General features: G+C 38.2%; 17 protein-coding genes. 5 read left to right on the plus strand and 12 right to left on the minus strand.

The window, feature by feature from the left end; translation table 11 throughout:
* Positions 1-272: 272 nt before the first annotated feature.
* From J2Z38_RS04025 to sppA, 5 genes are all read right to left on the minus strand, one after another.
* Complete coding sequence (locus tag J2Z38_RS04025; RefSeq protein WP_209772743.1) at positions 273-1,331, minus strand: ribonucleotide-diphosphate reductase subunit beta; 1,059 nt, start codon at positions 1,329-1,331, stop codon at positions 273-275.
* A 9-nt stretch (positions 1,332-1,340) separates the two neighbouring features.
* Positions 1,341-1,673 (minus strand): phage holin family protein, encoded by a 333-nt coding sequence (locus J2Z38_RS04030; RefSeq protein ID WP_225304639.1) that lies wholly within the window; start codon positions 1,671-1,673, stop codon positions 1,341-1,343.
* Between the two features lie 1,022 nt (positions 1,674-2,695).
* Positions 2,696-5,224, minus strand: coding sequence for a ribonucleoside-diphosphate reductase subunit alpha (locus J2Z38_RS04035; RefSeq protein ID WP_209772747.1), 2,529 nt, complete (start codon positions 5,222-5,224; stop codon positions 2,696-2,698).
* 185 nt (positions 5,225-5,409) lie between these two features.
* Positions 5,410-5,904, minus strand: a complete 495-nt coding sequence (locus tag J2Z38_RS04040) for an RDD family protein (RefSeq protein WP_209772749.1) — start codon at positions 5,902-5,904, stop codon at positions 5,410-5,412.
* A complete protein-coding gene (gene sppA, locus J2Z38_RS04045; protein WP_209772751.1) occupies positions 5,894-6,877 on the minus strand; it encodes a signal peptide peptidase SppA in 984 nt (327 codons plus the stop codon). Before sppA ends, J2Z38_RS04040 begins: the two co-directional genes overlap by 11 nt.
* Positions 6,878-7,120: 243 nt before the next feature.
* Between sppA and larE the strand changes: the two genes are divergently transcribed.
* The 5 genes from larE to J2Z38_RS04070 all read left to right on the plus strand — a co-directional run bounded on the left by larE (position 7,121) and on the right by J2Z38_RS04070 (position 10,736).
* On the plus strand, positions 7,121-7,954 hold the full coding sequence (gene larE, locus J2Z38_RS04050; RefSeq protein WP_209772754.1) for an ATP-dependent sacrificial sulfur transferase LarE: 834 nt from the start codon (positions 7,121-7,123) through the stop codon (positions 7,952-7,954).
* Positions 7,954-8,712, plus strand: a complete 759-nt coding sequence (gene larB, locus J2Z38_RS04055; protein ID WP_209772757.1) for a nickel pincer cofactor biosynthesis protein LarB — start codon at positions 7,954-7,956, stop codon at positions 8,710-8,712. Before larE ends, larB begins: the two co-directional genes overlap by 1 nt.
* Positions 8,712-9,731: a nickel pincer cofactor biosynthesis protein LarC gene (gene larC, locus J2Z38_RS04060; RefSeq protein WP_209772759.1), complete on the plus strand. Its 1,020-nt coding sequence runs from the start codon at positions 8,712-8,714 to the stop codon at positions 9,729-9,731. The genes larB and larC overlap by 1 nt, the downstream gene beginning before the upstream one ends.
* Entirely contained in the window at positions 9,728-10,156 is a 429-nt protein-coding gene (gene larC2 / locus J2Z38_RS10630) for a nickel pincer cofactor biosynthesis protein LarC2 (protein WP_209772844.1), read from the plus strand. Before larC ends, larC2 begins: the two co-directional genes overlap by 4 nt.
* A gap of 223 nt (positions 10,157-10,379) precedes the next feature.
* Complete coding sequence (locus J2Z38_RS04070) at positions 10,380-10,736, plus strand: hypothetical protein (RefSeq protein WP_209772763.1); 357 nt, start codon at positions 10,380-10,382, stop codon at positions 10,734-10,736.
* A 122-nt stretch (positions 10,737-10,858) separates the two neighbouring features.
* Here J2Z38_RS04070 and ftsH read toward each other — a convergent pair whose 3' ends face one another.
* From ftsH to pta, 7 genes are all read right to left on the minus strand, one after another.
* Positions 10,859-12,931 (minus strand): ATP-dependent zinc metalloprotease FtsH, encoded by a 2,073-nt coding sequence (gene ftsH, locus J2Z38_RS04075; protein WP_209772765.1) that lies wholly within the window; start codon positions 12,929-12,931, stop codon positions 10,859-10,861.
* Complete coding sequence (locus J2Z38_RS04080; RefSeq protein ID WP_209772767.1) at positions 12,928-13,398, minus strand: MarR family winged helix-turn-helix transcriptional regulator; 471 nt, start codon at positions 13,396-13,398, stop codon at positions 12,928-12,930. The genes ftsH and J2Z38_RS04080 overlap by 4 nt, the downstream gene beginning before the upstream one ends.
* Positions 13,399-13,485: 87 nt before the next feature.
* The gene (locus J2Z38_RS04085) at positions 13,486-14,346 is read right to left on the minus strand and encodes an NAD(P)/FAD-dependent oxidoreductase (RefSeq protein ID WP_209772769.1); all 861 of its coding nucleotides are present in this window, start codon (positions 14,344-14,346) and stop codon (positions 13,486-13,488) included.
* Positions 14,346-14,654, minus strand: coding sequence for a thioredoxin family protein (locus J2Z38_RS04090; RefSeq protein ID WP_209772771.1), 309 nt, complete (start codon positions 14,652-14,654; stop codon positions 14,346-14,348). Before J2Z38_RS04090 ends, J2Z38_RS04085 begins: the two co-directional genes overlap by 1 nt.
* A gap of 17 nt (positions 14,655-14,671) precedes the next feature.
* Positions 14,672-15,268: a P-II family nitrogen regulator gene (locus J2Z38_RS04095; protein ID WP_209772773.1), complete on the minus strand. Its 597-nt coding sequence runs from the start codon at positions 15,266-15,268 to the stop codon at positions 14,672-14,674.
* The gene (locus J2Z38_RS04100) at positions 15,268-16,659 is read right to left on the minus strand and encodes a DUF1538 domain-containing protein (protein WP_209772775.1); all 1,392 of its coding nucleotides are present in this window, start codon (positions 16,657-16,659) and stop codon (positions 15,268-15,270) included. The genes J2Z38_RS04095 and J2Z38_RS04100 overlap by 1 nt, the downstream gene beginning before the upstream one ends.
* Before the next feature lie 62 nt (positions 16,660-16,721).
* Positions 16,722-17,744, minus strand: a complete 1,023-nt coding sequence (gene pta / locus J2Z38_RS04105; RefSeq protein ID WP_209772776.1) for a phosphate acetyltransferase — start codon at positions 17,742-17,744, stop codon at positions 16,722-16,724.

Consider the following 17,744-nt stretch of genomic DNA (forward strand, 5'->3'; position numbering starts at 1 on the left):
ACATGAAACATTAACTAAAAACACCAAAAAATTTTAAAAATTATTATAAATACCAAAACTTTAAATTTAAACAAAAAATTTTTGAATTTAAAAGGGGTTGTTGCAAATTGTGAATAACTATCGTCCCATCAGCAGAGGGTTCTCTTAGAAAATTTTGCCTCTTAAGGCCGGCAGGCCAGCTATAGCCTGCCAGCTCATGGAGTAAAATTTTTCTTATAGGTTCCTCTGGTGATATTGGGACGATTTATTCATTCTGCAACAGCCCCTTTATTTTAAAGGTCGTCTTCAATTATTGATGATTTAGAATAAGCAGTTACTTTTGCTTCGAAAAAGTCAGTCTTAACTGCATTTGGATCTGAATACTCATCTACCCATTTCATTGATTGTGGGATTTCTGTATAGCCTTCAAAGAGTGGCTCAAAGCCAAGTCCCTTGGCACGAAGGTTGCCCAAATATTTGATATAATCTTCAATCATTGTTGTTGAAAGGCCCGGTATATTATCACCTATAGCATACTTGCCCCATTCGATTTCTTGGCGTACACCTTCTTTTAGCATTTCCCTATAAATATGGGTTGCTTCTGGTGTGAAAAGGTCTGGCCTTTCCTTTTTAAGGTCGTTGATCAAGGACCTAAATAGCCATAAGTGGGTGTTTTCGTCCCTGTTGATGTATCTGATTTCTTGAACAGTTCCTGGCATCTTGCCATTTCTTCCTAGGTTGTAGAAGAAGGAGAATCCTGAATAGAAATAGATTCCTTCAAGGATATAATTTGCAATTAGGGCCTTTACAAATTGGAATTCATTATCCCTTTCCAAAAATTCGTTATATTGGTCACCGATAAATTCATTACGTCTTAGAAGGTGGTCGTCTTCCTTCCATAGGTATAAAATCCTGGTTCTTTCTTCTGGCGAACAGATGGTATCAAGAATATATGAATAAGACTGAGAATGGATTGACTCTTGGTAGGTCTGGATTGACAGACAAAGGTTAATCTCATTTGCAGTTACATAGGTCTGTAGGTTTGGCAAATTTGCAGTCTGGATAGAATCAAGATAGGTTAAAAAAGAAATGATCATGTCATAGGCTCTTTTTTCGTGCTCGTCAAGATTCCTGTAATCTTTTATATCCTGATTTAAATTTACTTCTTCTGGAATCCAGAAATTGTTCATAGCCTGTCTGTACCAATCTGATGTCCAGGTGTATTTTAGGTTGTTAAAATCGTTAAGGTTTGTGGTATTACCTTGGATAATTTTTCTCTTAGCAAGATCAATATCCCCATTTTCATTGAAAATCCCACGCTTTTCGACTTCTTTTCTTTTACTTTCTTCCATCACTACCTCCTAAGAAATGATATTTAAAACAACAGATGAAACAAATGACAAAATAATTGATGCAAAAACCAAACTAAATAGATGGGAATCAATATGGGCCCCATCAACAAATTTAAAAGCCAAATACAAAACAAAGGCACTGATAACAAAGGAAAATAAACCCAATGTTAAAATAGTAATTGGAAAGGCAAAAAACCTAAGCACAGGCTCAACAACTCTCTGAAGCAGGGTCAAAACAATAGCTGTAATAATAAGCGCCGAAGTCTTGTCAAATGAAATATGGCTGATAAAATTACTCATTAAAAATAATGAAATAGCATTTGCAATAAATAAAATTAACAAAATAAACTCCTTTTTTTCATCCAAGATGAATTGTTCTTATAATATTATTATACCAGATATTTGTGTTTTTTTCTTATCCGAGATAAGTTATCTTTTTTCTTATCCGAGATAAATTATCTTTTTTTCTTTAATACAATATTAATTATTATCTTTTATTATTTCTTAGTCATTGACGTGACTGCTCCGTAAAAAGGGGAGCCCTAGGGAACGTTTCGCACGTTCCCTCATCGGCTCCCCTTAAACCCCTTCCGTTACACCCTCCGGGCGACCCCTCTCGGGGGATATTGTGTTTGCCTATCGGCAAACATGTTGGTATGGCGGTGTCCTTGTTTAAGTTGTACTATATCCAAACTTTTTTAAAATCCCAAGCCTCCTAAAAATTGCAATCTCGTCTAACTTGTGCTTTTTATTTTTAATTAGTTCACAGTATTTATATTGCTTTTATTCGTAAGTTGCTGTCAGTGCAATTTTCTTTACGGAGTCTTGGGATTTTAAAATACTTAATCTTAAGTTTTTTAACTCTTCGTTTGAAAATGAAAAACTCATCTAGCAATGTTTGGCAAAGCCAAACGAGCCTGGGACATTCTAGAACCTCGAGGCTAGTTCTCTCCTTTATTAGGCAAAGATTTCTAATCAAGTGTTGCGTTAAAAAAACTGATTGTTTGAGCGTTAGTGAGTTATCAGTTTTTAGCAACCCGACGATTAGAAATCTGTGGGGAGATACGTAATCTTATACAAGGTAGTTCTCTCTACACAAAAAAAGCTTGCCTAAAAGGCAAGCATCATTATCCGCACTCCGCCAAGGAGCCGCTCGGGGGTGTAGCCGAGAGGGGTTTAAGGGGAGGCGGGTGAGGGACCCTGCGGAAGGTCCCTTGGGCCTCCCCTTAAAACGGAGTTGCCAAGTGAATAACAAATTTTATTTTATTTACCTAATTCCGAAGAATCAAGATATATAAACTTATCGTCTAATAAATAGAAACTTTGTAAATCAAACAAAAAATCCATTATTAATTGTAAGAATCCTATGCGGAGCAAGTATCACACTCTTCTACCTCAAGTGATTTTCCTCTCACATAGTAAATACTCTTCACTCCTGCTTCCCACGCTGTTAGGTAGACATTTAAAATCTGTCTCATGGTGTATTCGGTGGTGATATAGATGTTTACCGATTGGGCTTGGTCAAGGTGACGTTGTCTGATTCCTGCCATGCGCATTGAGATATTTTGGTCTATATCGTGGGCATTTTCATAGAGCCAGAAGGTCTTTGTGGTTAATCCTGGTGCCACTCTTGGGACTATGGCGCCTTTCTTTTCTTCTAGGAAATAGCGGCTCATGATTGGGTCTACTCCTGCCGATGTGCCCGAAATTATTGATGTTGATCCTGTTGGGGCTATTGCCATTAGGTAGCCATTTCTTAGGCCGTATTTTTTAACATCTGCAGCGAGTTTTTCCCATCTTTCTGAAGAATAATCTCTATCTTTAAAATAGGCTCCTGTTTGCCAGTCGCTTCCTTCAAAGACTTTGTAGGATCCCTTATCTTTGGCGATTTCCACACTTTCCTTGATGGCATAATAATTTATATCCTCATATACCCTGTCAACAAAAGCTGCGTGAGCTTTTTCGTCCGACCACCTGATGTCATTTTTTACTAGCATGTGGTGGTAGCCGCTGGTGCCAAGGCCAATTGCCCTATATTTTTTGTTGGTAACTTCCGCATATGGGGTTGGGTAGTAGTTTAGATCTATTACATTATCAAGAGCCCTTACAACTGTCCTTACAGTTTCTTCAAGCTCTTCGGCATTATTCACATCAATTTTACCAAGGGTTAGGCTTGCTAGGTTACATTCCACAAAGTCGCCTGGCTTGGTTTTGTTCACTATAACAATGTCTCCATCTTCTGTGACTATTTCTGTAGAAACAGTTTCTGATGTGCTCATGTTTTGAGCAATCTCTGTGCAAAGATTTGATGAATAAATCATTCCCATGTGCTTGTTTGGATTGGTTTTATTTACCAAGTCTCTATTGAAAATGAAAGGTGTGCCTGTTTCTGACCAAGACTTGATTAGAAGCCTTACCATATCTTTTATTGGCATGACCCTTCTAGAAATTTCCTTATCGGCAACTAATTTTTTGTAAAATTCTTCAAATTCGTCTCCGTAAGTATCTTCTATGGCCTTGCCATATTTTTTTACAACCTCATGTGGGTCGAACATATACCAGTCACCTTCCATGTTATCTTTCACTTGCTTCCAGAATAAATCTGGCACGCAAACTCCTGGGAAGACGTCATGGGCCTTCATTCTGTCATCGCCGTTGTTGGTTCTAAGTCCCAAAAACTCAGGCATATCCTTATGCCAAATATCAAGATAAACTGCCACAGCCCCCTGGCGAACGCCTAGCTGATCAACTGCCACAGCTGTATCGTTGGCAAGCCTTATCCAACGGATAACCCCACCTGCAACTCCCTCAAAACCACGGATGTCAGACCCATTTGCCCTTACTTTTCCAAAATACATGCCCATGCCGCCACCGTGTTTAGAAACTTCGGCAAAATTGGTGATGGACCTATAAATTCCCTTTAGGGTATCAGGAACAGTTTCTATAAAGCATGATGAAAGCTGATTAAATGGCTTTCTAGCGTTGGTCATAGTTGGTGTTGCCATAGTTGCCTTTAGAGTTGATAAGATATCGTAAAGTCTTTTAGCAAAGGCGACCCTATTTTTTTCTGGAATTGCTAAGTGCATAGCGATTCCCATAAACATCTCTTGGACCCTTTCCAAGATGCGGCCATCGTAGTTAGTGATTAGGTATCTTTTTCTCAATAAATCTAGGCCTGAATAGGTGAAAATGTCATCTCTCTTATGGTCTAGATATTTTTCTAGTTCATCTATATCTTCTGACGAGTAATTTTCGAGTATATAGGCCCCGTAGAGTTCTTTTTCTGTCAAGAACTTGAGCTTTGACTTAAAGTCGTAGATCTCGTAGCGTTCTTCCTCTTCTCTTATTTCTAGGTTTATCTTGTAGGCTAAAAACCTTGCTGCGATTATTTCCCAATCTGGGGCTTCCTTGCTGGTTAATTCGCTTGCAGCACGGATTACAGCGTCTAAAACTTCCTTGTCGTTCATTTCTGGCTTAGTGAAGGACTCAAACTTGAAATAAAGTGACTCTATAGGATACCTTTGGCTATCAAATTCTCTTTGAACCTTGGAAATTATCTCCATTAGGTCCTTATCGGATACATAAGTGCTAAAGTCGGAAATTACCTTCCTATCCATGTTGTGCTTGGCACGGTAGAGGATAAAGGATTTTACTTCCCTGTAATAATTTTCATCGATTAGATTAAGCTCAACCAAATCTTGAACTTCTTCTACCGTCACAGTGTGGTCGGCTGGCAACTTCTCCTCGATTGTCCTTACAATCTTTTGGGCAATGTATTCAAGCTTTTCATCAGTAATTGTAGAATCTACCGACTTAAAGGCCTTGAATATAGCTCTTTTGATTTTTTCCAATTCAAAATCAACTTTTGACCCGTCTCTTTTAATAATCTTCATTCATAACTCCAAACTTACTACTAGATGTAGTGGTATTTTATCGAAATCTATATCTATCATACCTTATATAGGGGCTGGTGCGAAATCTAGATAAAAAAAGCACAAAGGCTTTCAAAGCTTATCTTTGTGCTGTTTTTCCTAAAAATTTTTGTTTTTTAAAAGTATATTTGCTAATAAAAACAAATTTACCTAAAATCCACCCCGTATAAATCTATAAAGGCATCTTCCTTAACAACTGCTGTATCGACAAAAAAGTCGATTAGTCCTTGTTTTTTTGGTGTGAAAATCGGAAGAAGATAGACAAACATAATGGTGTTTTGGATAAATCTGCCAGCTATTTCCCTGATTAGGATTTGACCAAGGTCAAGCTTGTCTGAAGTTAGACTTACAACCCTAATCCCTGTAATAATCTTGCCCAGGCTTTGGCCCTTGGTTATAAGGCTTGCTAGGGTAAAATATCCCAGTGTTATTGCCCAGCTAAGAATATCAGTCATAGCAAAACCATAAAAGCTTAATTCTGGATTAAGGCCAAGGATTCCTATAATTATTTTATTTAAAGCTCCTACTATAACCATATCGATTATAAAAGCGATGGCCCTAGTTCCAAAAGATGCGTAAGCGTGGGCGTAATTTCTTTCTTTAAATTCTTGCCTATCTATTAAAACTTCTTTATTTTCCATAAGCTCCCCCGTATAGGTACATTGGGCTTAGGGTATTTTTGTCCATAAATTCCTTGATAATAGCAAGATCAGATGCTCCTTGCCTATAGTCCTTGGCCTTTTGGAAAAATGACATTAGGGAAGGTGTAAAACTTGAAGAAGAAACTACGACTGGGTCTGTTAGCTTATTTTCTTTTGTCATATCTTCAATAGCCATATCTAGGTCCCCAATCTTATCAACAAGGCCATTTTTAATGGCTTGAGATCCGTCATATACCCTGCCGTCTGCGATTTTTTTAACATCTGCTTCGGACATGCCCCTGCCATCTGCAACTATTTTTACAAATCTATTGTAGGCTGAATTTACAAGATCTTGGAAGTATTTTCTTTCTTCATCTGTTAGGTTTCTGCCTTGGCTGCCAGCGTCTTTCATCTTGCCAGAGGTGATATTTTGTTCCTTGATTCCATATTTTTCAAAAAGTCCTTGGAGCGAATACATCTGCATGATTACGCCAATTGAGCCGGTTAAGGTTTCATTTGAGGCGTAAATCCTATCTGTAGGTGCTGATACATAATAACCGCCAGATGCAGCCATCTCTCTCATTACAGAATAAACTGGGATATTTTTTGCCCTTAAGTTTTTAATTTCCTTGGCAATTTGCTCTGACACATAAACAGAGCCGCCTGGTGAATTTACTGATAGGATGACTCCCTTAACAGCTGGGTCTTCTCCCGCTGCCTTTAGGTCACTAATTACAAAATCGCTAGCTGATCCGAATTGGATAACTCCGCTAAGGTCAACTACTTTAATTTTTTCCTTTGGGTTAGTACCGCTTAAAACTTCTTCGTCTACTAGGGCTTTTTTGCCAATCTTGTTGAGATAGGACATGCCAATTTCTTCTTTTTTGTCCTTGTTAAATCCTGATAGACTTGAGCCTAGTAGGATGACTAGGGCAATGCCCACAGCTATCCACCTTTTTGCGTTGTTTTTCATAAAAACTCCTTTATTTTTCTCTTTTAACTTTTAATATTATACCCGAAAAAAATCAAGACTTAATTAAGATGATTGCATTTTCTTAAGCCTATCAGTACAATGAATATGCATTACAATTATCGTTAACACTCGATTACATTGTTATGTATAGGTCCATTTGGACCTATTTACATAGAAAAGATTAAGCTGTATTTTTATATGGCTTAATTATTTTTTATTATTTTTCAAAAAAAGGAGTGTTTTATGGAAAATTCAAGTAAAAAACTCTACGATATCATAGAAAATTTACTAAAAGAAAAAGTAGTTTTAGCTTTTTCTGGTGGAGTCGATTCTGCCCTACTCTTAAAAATCGCTACTTCCTTAAGAAAAGATGAAAACGATGTAGTCGCTATGTTTTTTAAGGCTCCATCATCTACAGAAGAAGACCTCACAAATGCCAAAAACTTGGCAGAAGAGATGGGAGTCAAACTTTTCATAAAGGATGTGGACATCTTTATAGATGACCACATAGTTAATAATTCAAAAGACAGGTGCTACCATTGCAAAAGTCACCTTTTTAAACAAGCTATAAAATTAAAGGACGAGCTCGGTTACGGTTACGTCATAGACGGGACTAACACCGATGACCACAAGGTTTATAGGCCAGGACTCATGGCCCTAAGGGACCTCGGGGTTGTAAGTCCCCTAAATATGGCTGGTTTTTCTAAGGAAATGGTGAGGGCCCTTGCGGATTACCTTAAAATAAGCGTTGCCAAAAGGCCATCAGCCCCATGTCTTTTAACTAGGTTTCCTTACGGTACAAAGATTACCCCAGCGAAACTAGACAGACTTGAAAAAGCAGAAGCTTTTATAAGGGACCTAGGTTTTATAAAATTTAGGGTTAGAGATCACTCAAATATTGCAAGAATAGAGCTAACTCCAAATGACTTTATGGCCTTTATTGATAAAAAAGACCAAGTGATAAAAGAATTTAAAAATCTTGGCTTTTCCTATGTTACTGTCGACCTAGAAGGTTTTAGGTCAGGATCAATGGATGAAGGCCTAAGTGAAGAAGAAAAGAAAAAGTGGATCTTATAATGGATAAAAAAACCTTAATCAAACAAATAAAAAAGGGCACAATCTCTGAAGAGGCCGCCCTTAAAATCCTTGAAGACAAGGGATATGCAGATGTAGGGGAAAATGCTAAAATCGACTTCTCAAGAAGGGAAAGACGTGGTTTCCCAGAAGCAATTTACTGTGCATCAAAGGATGACAAGAGCCTTATAGAAATTTTTAAGGCCTTTTACGACAGACGTGAATCTGTAATCGGCACCAGGGCAAGCCGTAGACAATTCGAAATCGTAAAAGAAATCATACCTGATGTTGAGTATTCAGACCTTGCCCAAATTATTAGCCTTGACTACTCCAAAGAGACTGATAAAATCGGCGAAATCGCCATAGTCTCTGCCGGCACATCCGATTTGCCAATTAGCCTTGAAGCTGAAATCACAGCTAGGTTTTTGGGGGCAAAGGTAAAATCCTACAGGGATGTGGGCGTTGCAGGAGTCCACAGGCTCTTAGATAAGACAAAAGAAATACAAAAAGCAAATGTAATTATAGCCATAGCAGGCATGGAAGCAGCCCTTGCAACAGTTCTTGCAGGCCTTGTTGATAAGCCAATTATAGCTGTTCCAACATCAGTCGGCTACGGGGCAAATCTTGGAGGGATAACCGCCCTTCTATCAATGATAAACTCCTGTGCCGAAGGGGTAAGCGTGGTTAATATCGACAACGGCTACGGTGCGGCATACCAAGCCTGCCAGATAAATAGGCTAATAGCGAAAGGAAACAAATAATGGACCTATATTTTGAAATGTACTCAGGAATCGCTGGTGACATGACCATAGGGGCTCTTTTAGACCTCGGAGCAAGCAAGGAGAAATTAGAATCAGGAATCAAATCTCTTGGCCTAAGTGGCTATGAATTGGTTTTTGAAAAAGTAAAGAAAAATGGCATTGACGCCTATAACTTTGACGTAATCCTAGCTAGTCACGATCATGATCATGATCACGACCACTGCCATTGCCACGAACACACACACGAAGACGGTCATACTCATTCTCATGAACATTCTCACGACCATGACCACCATGACCACGACCACGAACATTGTCACGAACACACACACGAAGATGGTCATACTCATTCTCATGAACATTCTCACGACCATGACCACCATGACCATGACCACGACCACGAACATTGCCACGAACACACACACGAAGATGGTCATACCCATTCTCATGAACATTCTCACGACCATGACCACCATCATAGCCACGACCATATTCACAGAAACCTAGACGATATTGAAAAGATAATCAATTCTTCAAACCTAAATGAAAATATCAAGAAGAACGCCCTAGGAATTTTTGACATCATTGGCGATGCAGAAGCCAAAGCCCACGGCATTGACAAATCCCAAGTCCACTTCCATGAAGTAGGCGCCATCGATTCTATAATTGATATTGTCGGCACTTGCATCTGTTTGGACGACCTAGGCGCCAACAATATTTATTTTTCAGACCTCTACGAAGGATTCGGCTATCAAATGTGTGCCCACGGCCCAATGCCAATCCCTGTGCCAGCTGTAGCCAATATCCTAGCAGATTCAAACATAAATCTTAACTTTATAGGAGAAGAAGGCGAACACATCACTCCAACCGGAGCTGCAATAGCCAAATACTTCTATAAAAAAGCTCCAGAAAGTTTTAAAATCAAAAAAATCGGCCTAGGAGCCGGCAACAAGGACTTCGAAAAATCCACTAATATCCTAAGAGTAATTGAAATAGAAACTGGTAAAAAAAAACAATAAAATTACTTGAAACAAATATCGACGATACCAGTGGAGAAATCTTGGGGTTTGCCTTAGAAAAAATCATGGAAATCGCCCTAGATTGCTACTACAGCCCGATTTTTATGAAAAAAAACCGTCCAGCCTATAAATTATCTGTAATCTATAAGGCTTGTGACGAAGAAAAAATCGAGGATATAATTTTTAGAGAAACCACCTCCATAGGCGTGAGAAAATTTGATCTCGATAGGACAATCTTAGATAGGGAAATTATCGAAATCTCTTATAAGAACAAGGACTACCTTGCAAAGCAAGTTAGATATAAGGATAAAGTTTATACCTATCCAGAATACGAATCCGCCAAGGATTTAGCTGAAAATGAGGGAATATCCTTAAAAGAAGCCTATGATTTGATGAGGGCCTTAGTTGTAAAAATAGAAAAATAAAGACAAACCAGGACATGAAAACAGTCCTGGTTTTTTGTGTAGATTTTTGGCTAATCTCTCCCTTTATTCTGACTATTAATATATAAGATTCCTCATCGTTCGCTAGGTTCACTCTGTCGAAATGGTCCTTATAAATCCTGGACCAAGATGTTCTAGGAAATACTTAATATTGGGATAAAACTGGGTATATAATTACTAGAACGATGGAGGAGGGTCAATTTTTATGAATCTTAAAAATTTCTCTGTTTTGCTCTTAAAAGAATCGAAAATTAAAGAAAGGAAAAATAAGGATAGGGCAAAAATTTTTGAACTATCTCTAGTCTTAATAAAAGTGCAAGAAGATTTTTTTGATAATAAAAAATCTGAACTTTTATCCTACTTCAACGAAAAACTAAAAGTCTCACCATGGGAAAATTCTTATGGGGAACTGGTAAATAACAAGATTGTAAATATAATAGATTATTATGAAATACTAGATGATATCGACTTTAAGAACTTTACAGAAGTTTATAGCAGGTTTATTATTGGAGATCTCGAGGACACTCCTCTGACTATTATAGAAAAATATCACTTGAATTAATATCTCTTTATTTGTAATTTAAGCTTATTCTTTACAAAATAAAAATTACAAACTAGCAAGGTGCAAACAAAAAAGTTGATGTTGCAGAACAGATTTCTGCAACATCAACTTTTAAATTGATTTTATTCCTCATCTTTAGACAAGTCTATAAATCTCTTATTTTCACCTTCAACTTCTGATTCCTTTTCATTTTCAGATTCATTTCCAGTTTCATTTTCATTTCCAACTGGCTTTTCTGATTCTTCTGAACTTTTAGAATCTCCTTGTGGTTGATTTTCTTCTTCAGAATTTTCTAGATTTTTAACATCTACATCGGTATTGTCTGCGATTTTTTCTTCACTAAGATTTTTGTCCTTTTTTCCTTCAAGAATTTCCATAAATTCTTCTCCTGTTATGGTTTCTTCTTTTAGGAGGTAGGCAGAGATTTCGTGGAGTTTATCTATGTTTTCCTTTAAAATTTCAATGGCTCTAAAGTGGGCGTCTGCTATGATTTTTGCGACCTTTTGGTCAATCTTATTGCCTGTGCCGTCTGATACTATCATAGCTCTTTGACCGCCAAGGTAACGTCCTTGGATTTGCTCTAATTGCATAAAGTCAAATTCGTCGTCCATACCATAGATTGTGACCATATTTCTTGCCATAGCTGTGGCTTTTTCTATATCATTTGACGCACCAGTGGTCTTGGTGTTGAAAATTAGCTCTTCTGCCGCCCTACCACCTGCAAAGGTCACGATTTCGTCGATTAACTCTTGCTTGGTCATGATATATTTTTCGTCTTTATCGACTGTCATGGTATATCCTAGGGCACCACCAGTTCTTGGAACTATGGTTATCTTTGTAACTGGTGTCTTGTGGGTTTGGATGGCTGCTACTAGGGCGTGGCCAACTTCGTGGTAGGCTATGATTTTCTTTTGGTCATCAGAGATTACTGCGTTTTTCTTTTGCATACCAGCTATTACTGTTTCGATTGATTCCTCAAGGTCTTCTTGGGTTAGCCTATTTCTGCCTTCCCTTACTGCCCTTAGGGCACCTTCGTTTACAATGTTTGCAAGGTCTGCTCCAGATGTACCTGCGGTTCTCTTAGCGATTTCTTCATAGTCTATGTCTGTTTCTTTTTTAATCCTCTTTGCGTGGACTTTTAGGATATCCTCACGGCCTTTTAAGTCTGGAAGTTCGACTTGGACTTGCCTATCAAACCTACCTGGTCTAGTGAGGGCTGGGTCTAGGATTTCTGGTCTGTTGGTTGCAGCAAGTAACACTACTCCTTCAGCCGCATCAAAACCATCCATCTCATTTAAGAGTTGGTTTAGGGTTTGTTCACGTTCGTCGTTTCCAGAGTATCCTGATACGTCACGCTTCTTACCGATTGCGTCGATTTCGTCTATAAAGACTATACATGGGGCCTTTTCCTTGGCTTGTTTAAATAAATCTCTTACCTTAGATGCACCCATACCAACGAACATTTCCACAAATTCTGATCCTGAAATTGTAAAAAATGGCACTTTGGCTTCACCAGCAACAGCTTTTGCTAGTAGGGTCTTACCAGTTCCTGGAGGACCTACAAGTAAAATTCCCTTTGGCACTCTAGCTCCGATTTCCTTATATTTACTTGGATTATGGAGGAAGTCTACGATTTCGCTTAAGCTTTCCTTGGCTTCTTCCTGGCCAGCCACGTCTCTAAAAGACTTGCCTGTTTCATTTTCCATGTAGATTTTAGCATTGGATTTACCAAAATTCATGAAATCAGAACCGCCTCTGCCGCCCATGGTCTTTGATAAAGACCTTGATGCGAAGTAGAAGATTCCAATTAGGAAAATAAATGGAAGGACACTTGTAAGGAAGAGGGACAAGTATGGATTCATCCTTGTTTCTATTTCCTTGCCAAAAATTAGTTTGTCGTTGCGTTTTTGAGCCTTCAAAAGCCTTTCTGTAAGGTCTGTATCTTCCCAAAGACCTGTTTGGTAGGTCTTTTCTTCCCCTTCAACCTTTGCCTTGAAGGTATATTTTAAATTGTCCTTATTAACTTCAGTTACTTGGTCATTTTCAATCATCTCCACAAACTGGCTGTAGGATACTTCTTTTGCCCCGTCTTGTTGGGCAATAGGGCTAAAGACATATGAAAATATGAAGTAAATAATTATGGCACCTATCCAATAATATAATAGGGGCCTATTTTTTCTTGGTTTTTGGTTCATATAGATCTCCTTGATATATATTTATCAAGTAGTATGTCAAGTTCTCTTAGCTCTTCTACTATTGTTTCTAGGTTTACATCCACAGCGTCATCTGGGAATTCTTCCCTTATCTTGTAGAAATATTCTCCAAGTTCCTTGCTTGCAGCAATTCCTGTCTCGGTTAGCCTGACATTGACCACTCTTTCATCTTCTTCGCTTCTTATCCTATCTACAAAGCCTTTTTTCTCAAGCTTCTTGCAGATATTAGAAATGTTGCCACCTGTGACCCCTATAGCCCTTCCAAGATTACCTATTGATACGTCCTCATCAGCAGAATAAAGGGCAATTATTATCTTTAGTTGGAGAGGGGTGAGGTCTAGACTGTTTGCTGTATCTTGGAGCAACAAGTCTATTTTATGAGATATTTCCCTAATCATAGAGAATATAGTATTGTTAAATTCAAAAAAGTTTATGTGTTTATCTGGCATAGCTACCTCCTATATACTATATTATTTTACATATCTTAAAGTTTATGTCAATATAAAAAGCTATATTTTACACCTATTATATATTTATCAATTTTTACTAGCTAGGTAGGAGACTGCCTTAAGAGCTGCAACCTGGCCTTCGCCAACAGCTTTCATGATTTGATAAGGCTTGCCAGTTATGTCTCCAGCCGCAAAAAGCCCCTTGATAGATGTGGATGTGTCCTTAGATGTGAGGATATGATTATCTTCCATTTTTATACATGGAACTAATCTTTCAGCCTTTGACGAATCTTTTTCTATAAAAAATCCATCAGCTATAATTTCTCTACCAGATTTAAAGATGAGTTTTTTTGCCCTTTCACTTCCCTCAAAACCAAGAGGAATCTCTCCTTCAATTAGGTCTATGCCTTCATTTAGGGAAACTTCCCTGCCTGTCATATTTACAAAAACAAGACTTCCTACAATCTCTGAGGTGAAATTTGCTTCCGCCACAGATTCATCATTGTAGCCGATAACTACAACTTTCTTACCCCTATAAAGGGCCGCATCACAAGTCGCACAGTAGTTTACCCCCTTGGCAAAAAACTTTTCTTCATTTCCCAAATCTTTTTTAAGCTCAATACCAGTTGCCATTATCACTGACCTTGCTTCTATCATTTGGCTTTCATTTTCGATTTCAATCGCAAAATATGATCCCATGGCATAGATGGTTTTAACCTTCCTGGTATCTCTTTTGATTTCAAAATCTTTTAGGGATTTTTTAAATTTTTCATTTAGGTCAAACCCACTTATATCTGTAAAACCCAAGTAATTTGAGATTTTCTTGGTTTTAACTAGTTTTTCGGAGTCTTTCCCAAAAAGAATTACCGACTTATTTCTTATTTTTGAATTTAAAGCGGCGCTAAGTCCTGCTGGACCTGCGCCGATTATTGCAATATCATAGGTCATTATATGAATTTTGCCATTTCTTCTACAAGAGTTTCCTTTGGGTGAAAACCAATTAGGTTGCCTTTTAAAACCCCATCTTTAAATATTAATAAAGAAGGAACTGCGTTTATATTGTATTGGCCTGCAATTTCGTTTGACTCATCCACATCTACTGTATAAATGTCGTAGTCAACTTCTCCTGCTAATTCTTCAAGGATTGGCGCTTGCATCTTGCATGGACCACACCAAGTTGCAGAAAAATCTACAAGGCAAAGTCCTGTGCCGTTTTCTACCTTTTCTCTAAATTCAAATGTATCTAATTTTTGCATAAATGCTCCTTTGTTTCTTAATTACTCTGTTCTACCAGACCAGCTACGTGATTAACTGGTAGTGAATATATTATACCCTTTCCTTGGCTTTTCAAATCCATTTGGTCATAAATTTCGTTTTGGATTTTTTCCGCCATGTCTTTTTTTACAAGCATAATTACCAAATCTTTTTCTGGTTCTATGTTCATTGACAAGAACAACTTGCTTTTGACTGCTTCTCCTGAACCCCTGCCGTGGATTACTGTTGCACCCCTGGCTCCGTTTTCTTGGGCTATGTGGATGGCTTTTTGGCCTTGGTGTCTGTCGACAATTACATATAAGCAAACATATTCCATTTTATTTTCTCCCTCTAATGATGTCGAAAAGGCCACAGCTGAATTGACCGCTTGTAGCTTTTCAGATATTTCCTCTATTATTTTCTTTACAGACTCTTCTTCTATAAGGGCTGTAACTATTTCCTTTTTTGTCTTATCTATGGCAAGGGCTGATAAAATCTCGCTTGGCGCAGAGCCTTCGCCATAAAAACATCCTATGGCACTAGCTCCGTGGTCCTTTAAGATATTCATAAATTTAGATCCCTTACCCCTTGGTAAGATTATTCTTAATAATTGCATTATCTCGCTCCCTTATACAAATTGCCCATTATCATAATAGTTAAAACTGGCATCATGGCTACAAAGGATATTACTCCAAAGCCATCGGCAATATTGCCTGCAACGCCCTGGCAAAATGCCAAAATGAAGGTCGCTGTCATAGGTCCTGATGCGACCCCTCCCGAGTCAAAGGCTATACCAACAAAGATTTGATCAACCCTCCTTGATAGGATTAGGGAAATCAAAAATCCCGGCACAATTAGCATCCAAAGGGCGAAGCCTTCAATTCTTATCCTGAAGATTGCAAGCATAACTGCAAAGGCAACCCCAATTGATAGGGCTATTAGGATATTTTTTCTTGGAATAGAACCACCTGTGACGTCTTCTACCTGTTCAGATAAAACAGCCACCGCCGGCTCTGCAAGAACAACCAAAAGTCCTAATACGAAACCAATTAATGGCAAAAATTTGCTATCCGATAAGCCTTCTCCCATAACCCTAGCAAGGTCCATAAATCCGCCTTCAACACTAGTTAAGAAAAGTATTAGGCCAAGATAGGTATAAACAAGTCCCAAGCTTATCGACTTTAATTCATCTTTTTCTATCTTAAAATATAAATAGTTCATTATATAAAATACCAAGGCTATTGGCACTATAGCGAAGGTTGAATTTATAAAGCCTGACATTAGTGGAGAGTGGGCCACATGATCTGTTACAATTTCCCCGCCTCCACCAGCAAATAGGCTCATCAAAAGACCTGCTAAAATTGGTCCTGTTGAAGCAAGACCAACAAGGCCAAAGGAATCATCTTCGCTCTTTTCACCCTTGAGGCCCGCAACACCTAGACCAAGGGCGATTATAAATGGAGTTGTCATGGCTCCTGTAGTAGCCCCTGAGGCATCAAAGGCTATGGCATGACCCATTTCTTCTGTAAAAATCATCAGGATAAAAACTGTCCCATAAATTATGCACATCATAGTCGATAGGCTAATATCCTTAAATATCCTATAAAGACCAAAAGAAATCATGATTCCCACTCCAAGGGAAATAATCATTACTATGACCTGGGTAGGGATTCCTATGGCGGATGTGACTTCTCCTGCAAGGATTAAAATGTCTGGCTCTGCTATTGATATGGTAAAACCAATAAAAACCCCAAAGACAATTACCTTTATAATCCTATCAAACCTTGCAAGAAATTCTCCCATCATTGCGCCAATTTCTGATACAGATATTTCTACACCTGTTAGAAACACTCCAAGGCCAATGATTACTCCAAGACATCCAAACAAGAAATTAACTAAGAGTTTACTTTCTACTCCTACAAAAAAATTCAAAATCACAACTAGGATGGCTATGGGCACTACTGACTTGGATGTGTTTTTTATTTCATCTATAAATATAAGACTCACCCTCTTTCTTAGAATTATATAAAAAAAGAGCAACCAAAACTGATTGCCCTTAAGTTCTTATTTTATTTATTAGCTGCAGCTTCTGCTGCTTCTCTAGCTCTTTCTGCTGCTTGCATGGCTGTGATGATAGCTATTTCATACACATCTTGTGCTGAACAACCTCTTGAAAGGTCGTTAACTGGAGCATTTAGTCCTTGGAGTATTGGTCCTAGGGCCTTGTAACCACCAAGTCTTTGAGCTATCTTATATCCGATATTACCTGCTTGTAGGTCTGGGAAGATAAATACATTGCACTTACCAGCTACGTCAGATTCTGGAGCTTTGTTTTTAGCTGTTTCAGGATCAATTGCTGCGTCAAATTGGATTTCACCAACGATTTTCATTTCTGGATTCATTTCTTTAGCAATAGATGTTGCCCTTGCAACCTTTGTTGCTAAATCGTGGTGGGCTGAACCGTGAGTTGAGAATGATAGCATTGCCACATATGGGTCAAGACCGAAAGTCTTTGCTGTATGAGCTGTTTCTACTGCTACTTCTGCAAGTTCGTCCGCTTCAAGAGTGATGTTTACTGCTGTATCTGCAAATACTAGTTGTTCTCCATCTGGTCCTAGCATTACCATTACACCAGAAACTCTCTTCCTGCCTGGAATTGTTCTAATAATTTGTAGGGCTGGTCTGATTGTGTCTGCTGTTGTATGGATAGCACCTGATACCAGTCCGTCTGCGTATCCAAGTTTTACTAGCATAACACCAAAGTAGTTTAGATCCCTTCTTAGGATAAATTCTGCTTCTTCTCTATCGATTTTGCCTTTTCTGATTTCTGTAAAGGCATCAACCATTTCATCGAAATGTTCAAATGTTTCTGGATTTAAAATCTTAATCTTTGAAATACTTTTACCAAGTTTATCTGCTGTTTTTTGGATTTCTCCTTGGTCACCTAAGACAAGTGGACTTAGTAGTCCTTCTTCTTGGTGCTTAATAGCAGCCTCTAGTACTCTTGGGTCATTACCTTCTGGTAAGACTATGGTAAGGTTTTTTCCTTTTATAACATTAATAGCTTGTTCTAGAATCCCTATGTTTGCCAT

It is taken from the genome of Anaerococcus degeneri (assembly GCF_017874475.1).
Classification (GTDB): domain Bacteria; phylum Bacillota; class Clostridia; order Tissierellales; family Peptoniphilaceae; genus Anaerococcus; species Anaerococcus degeneri.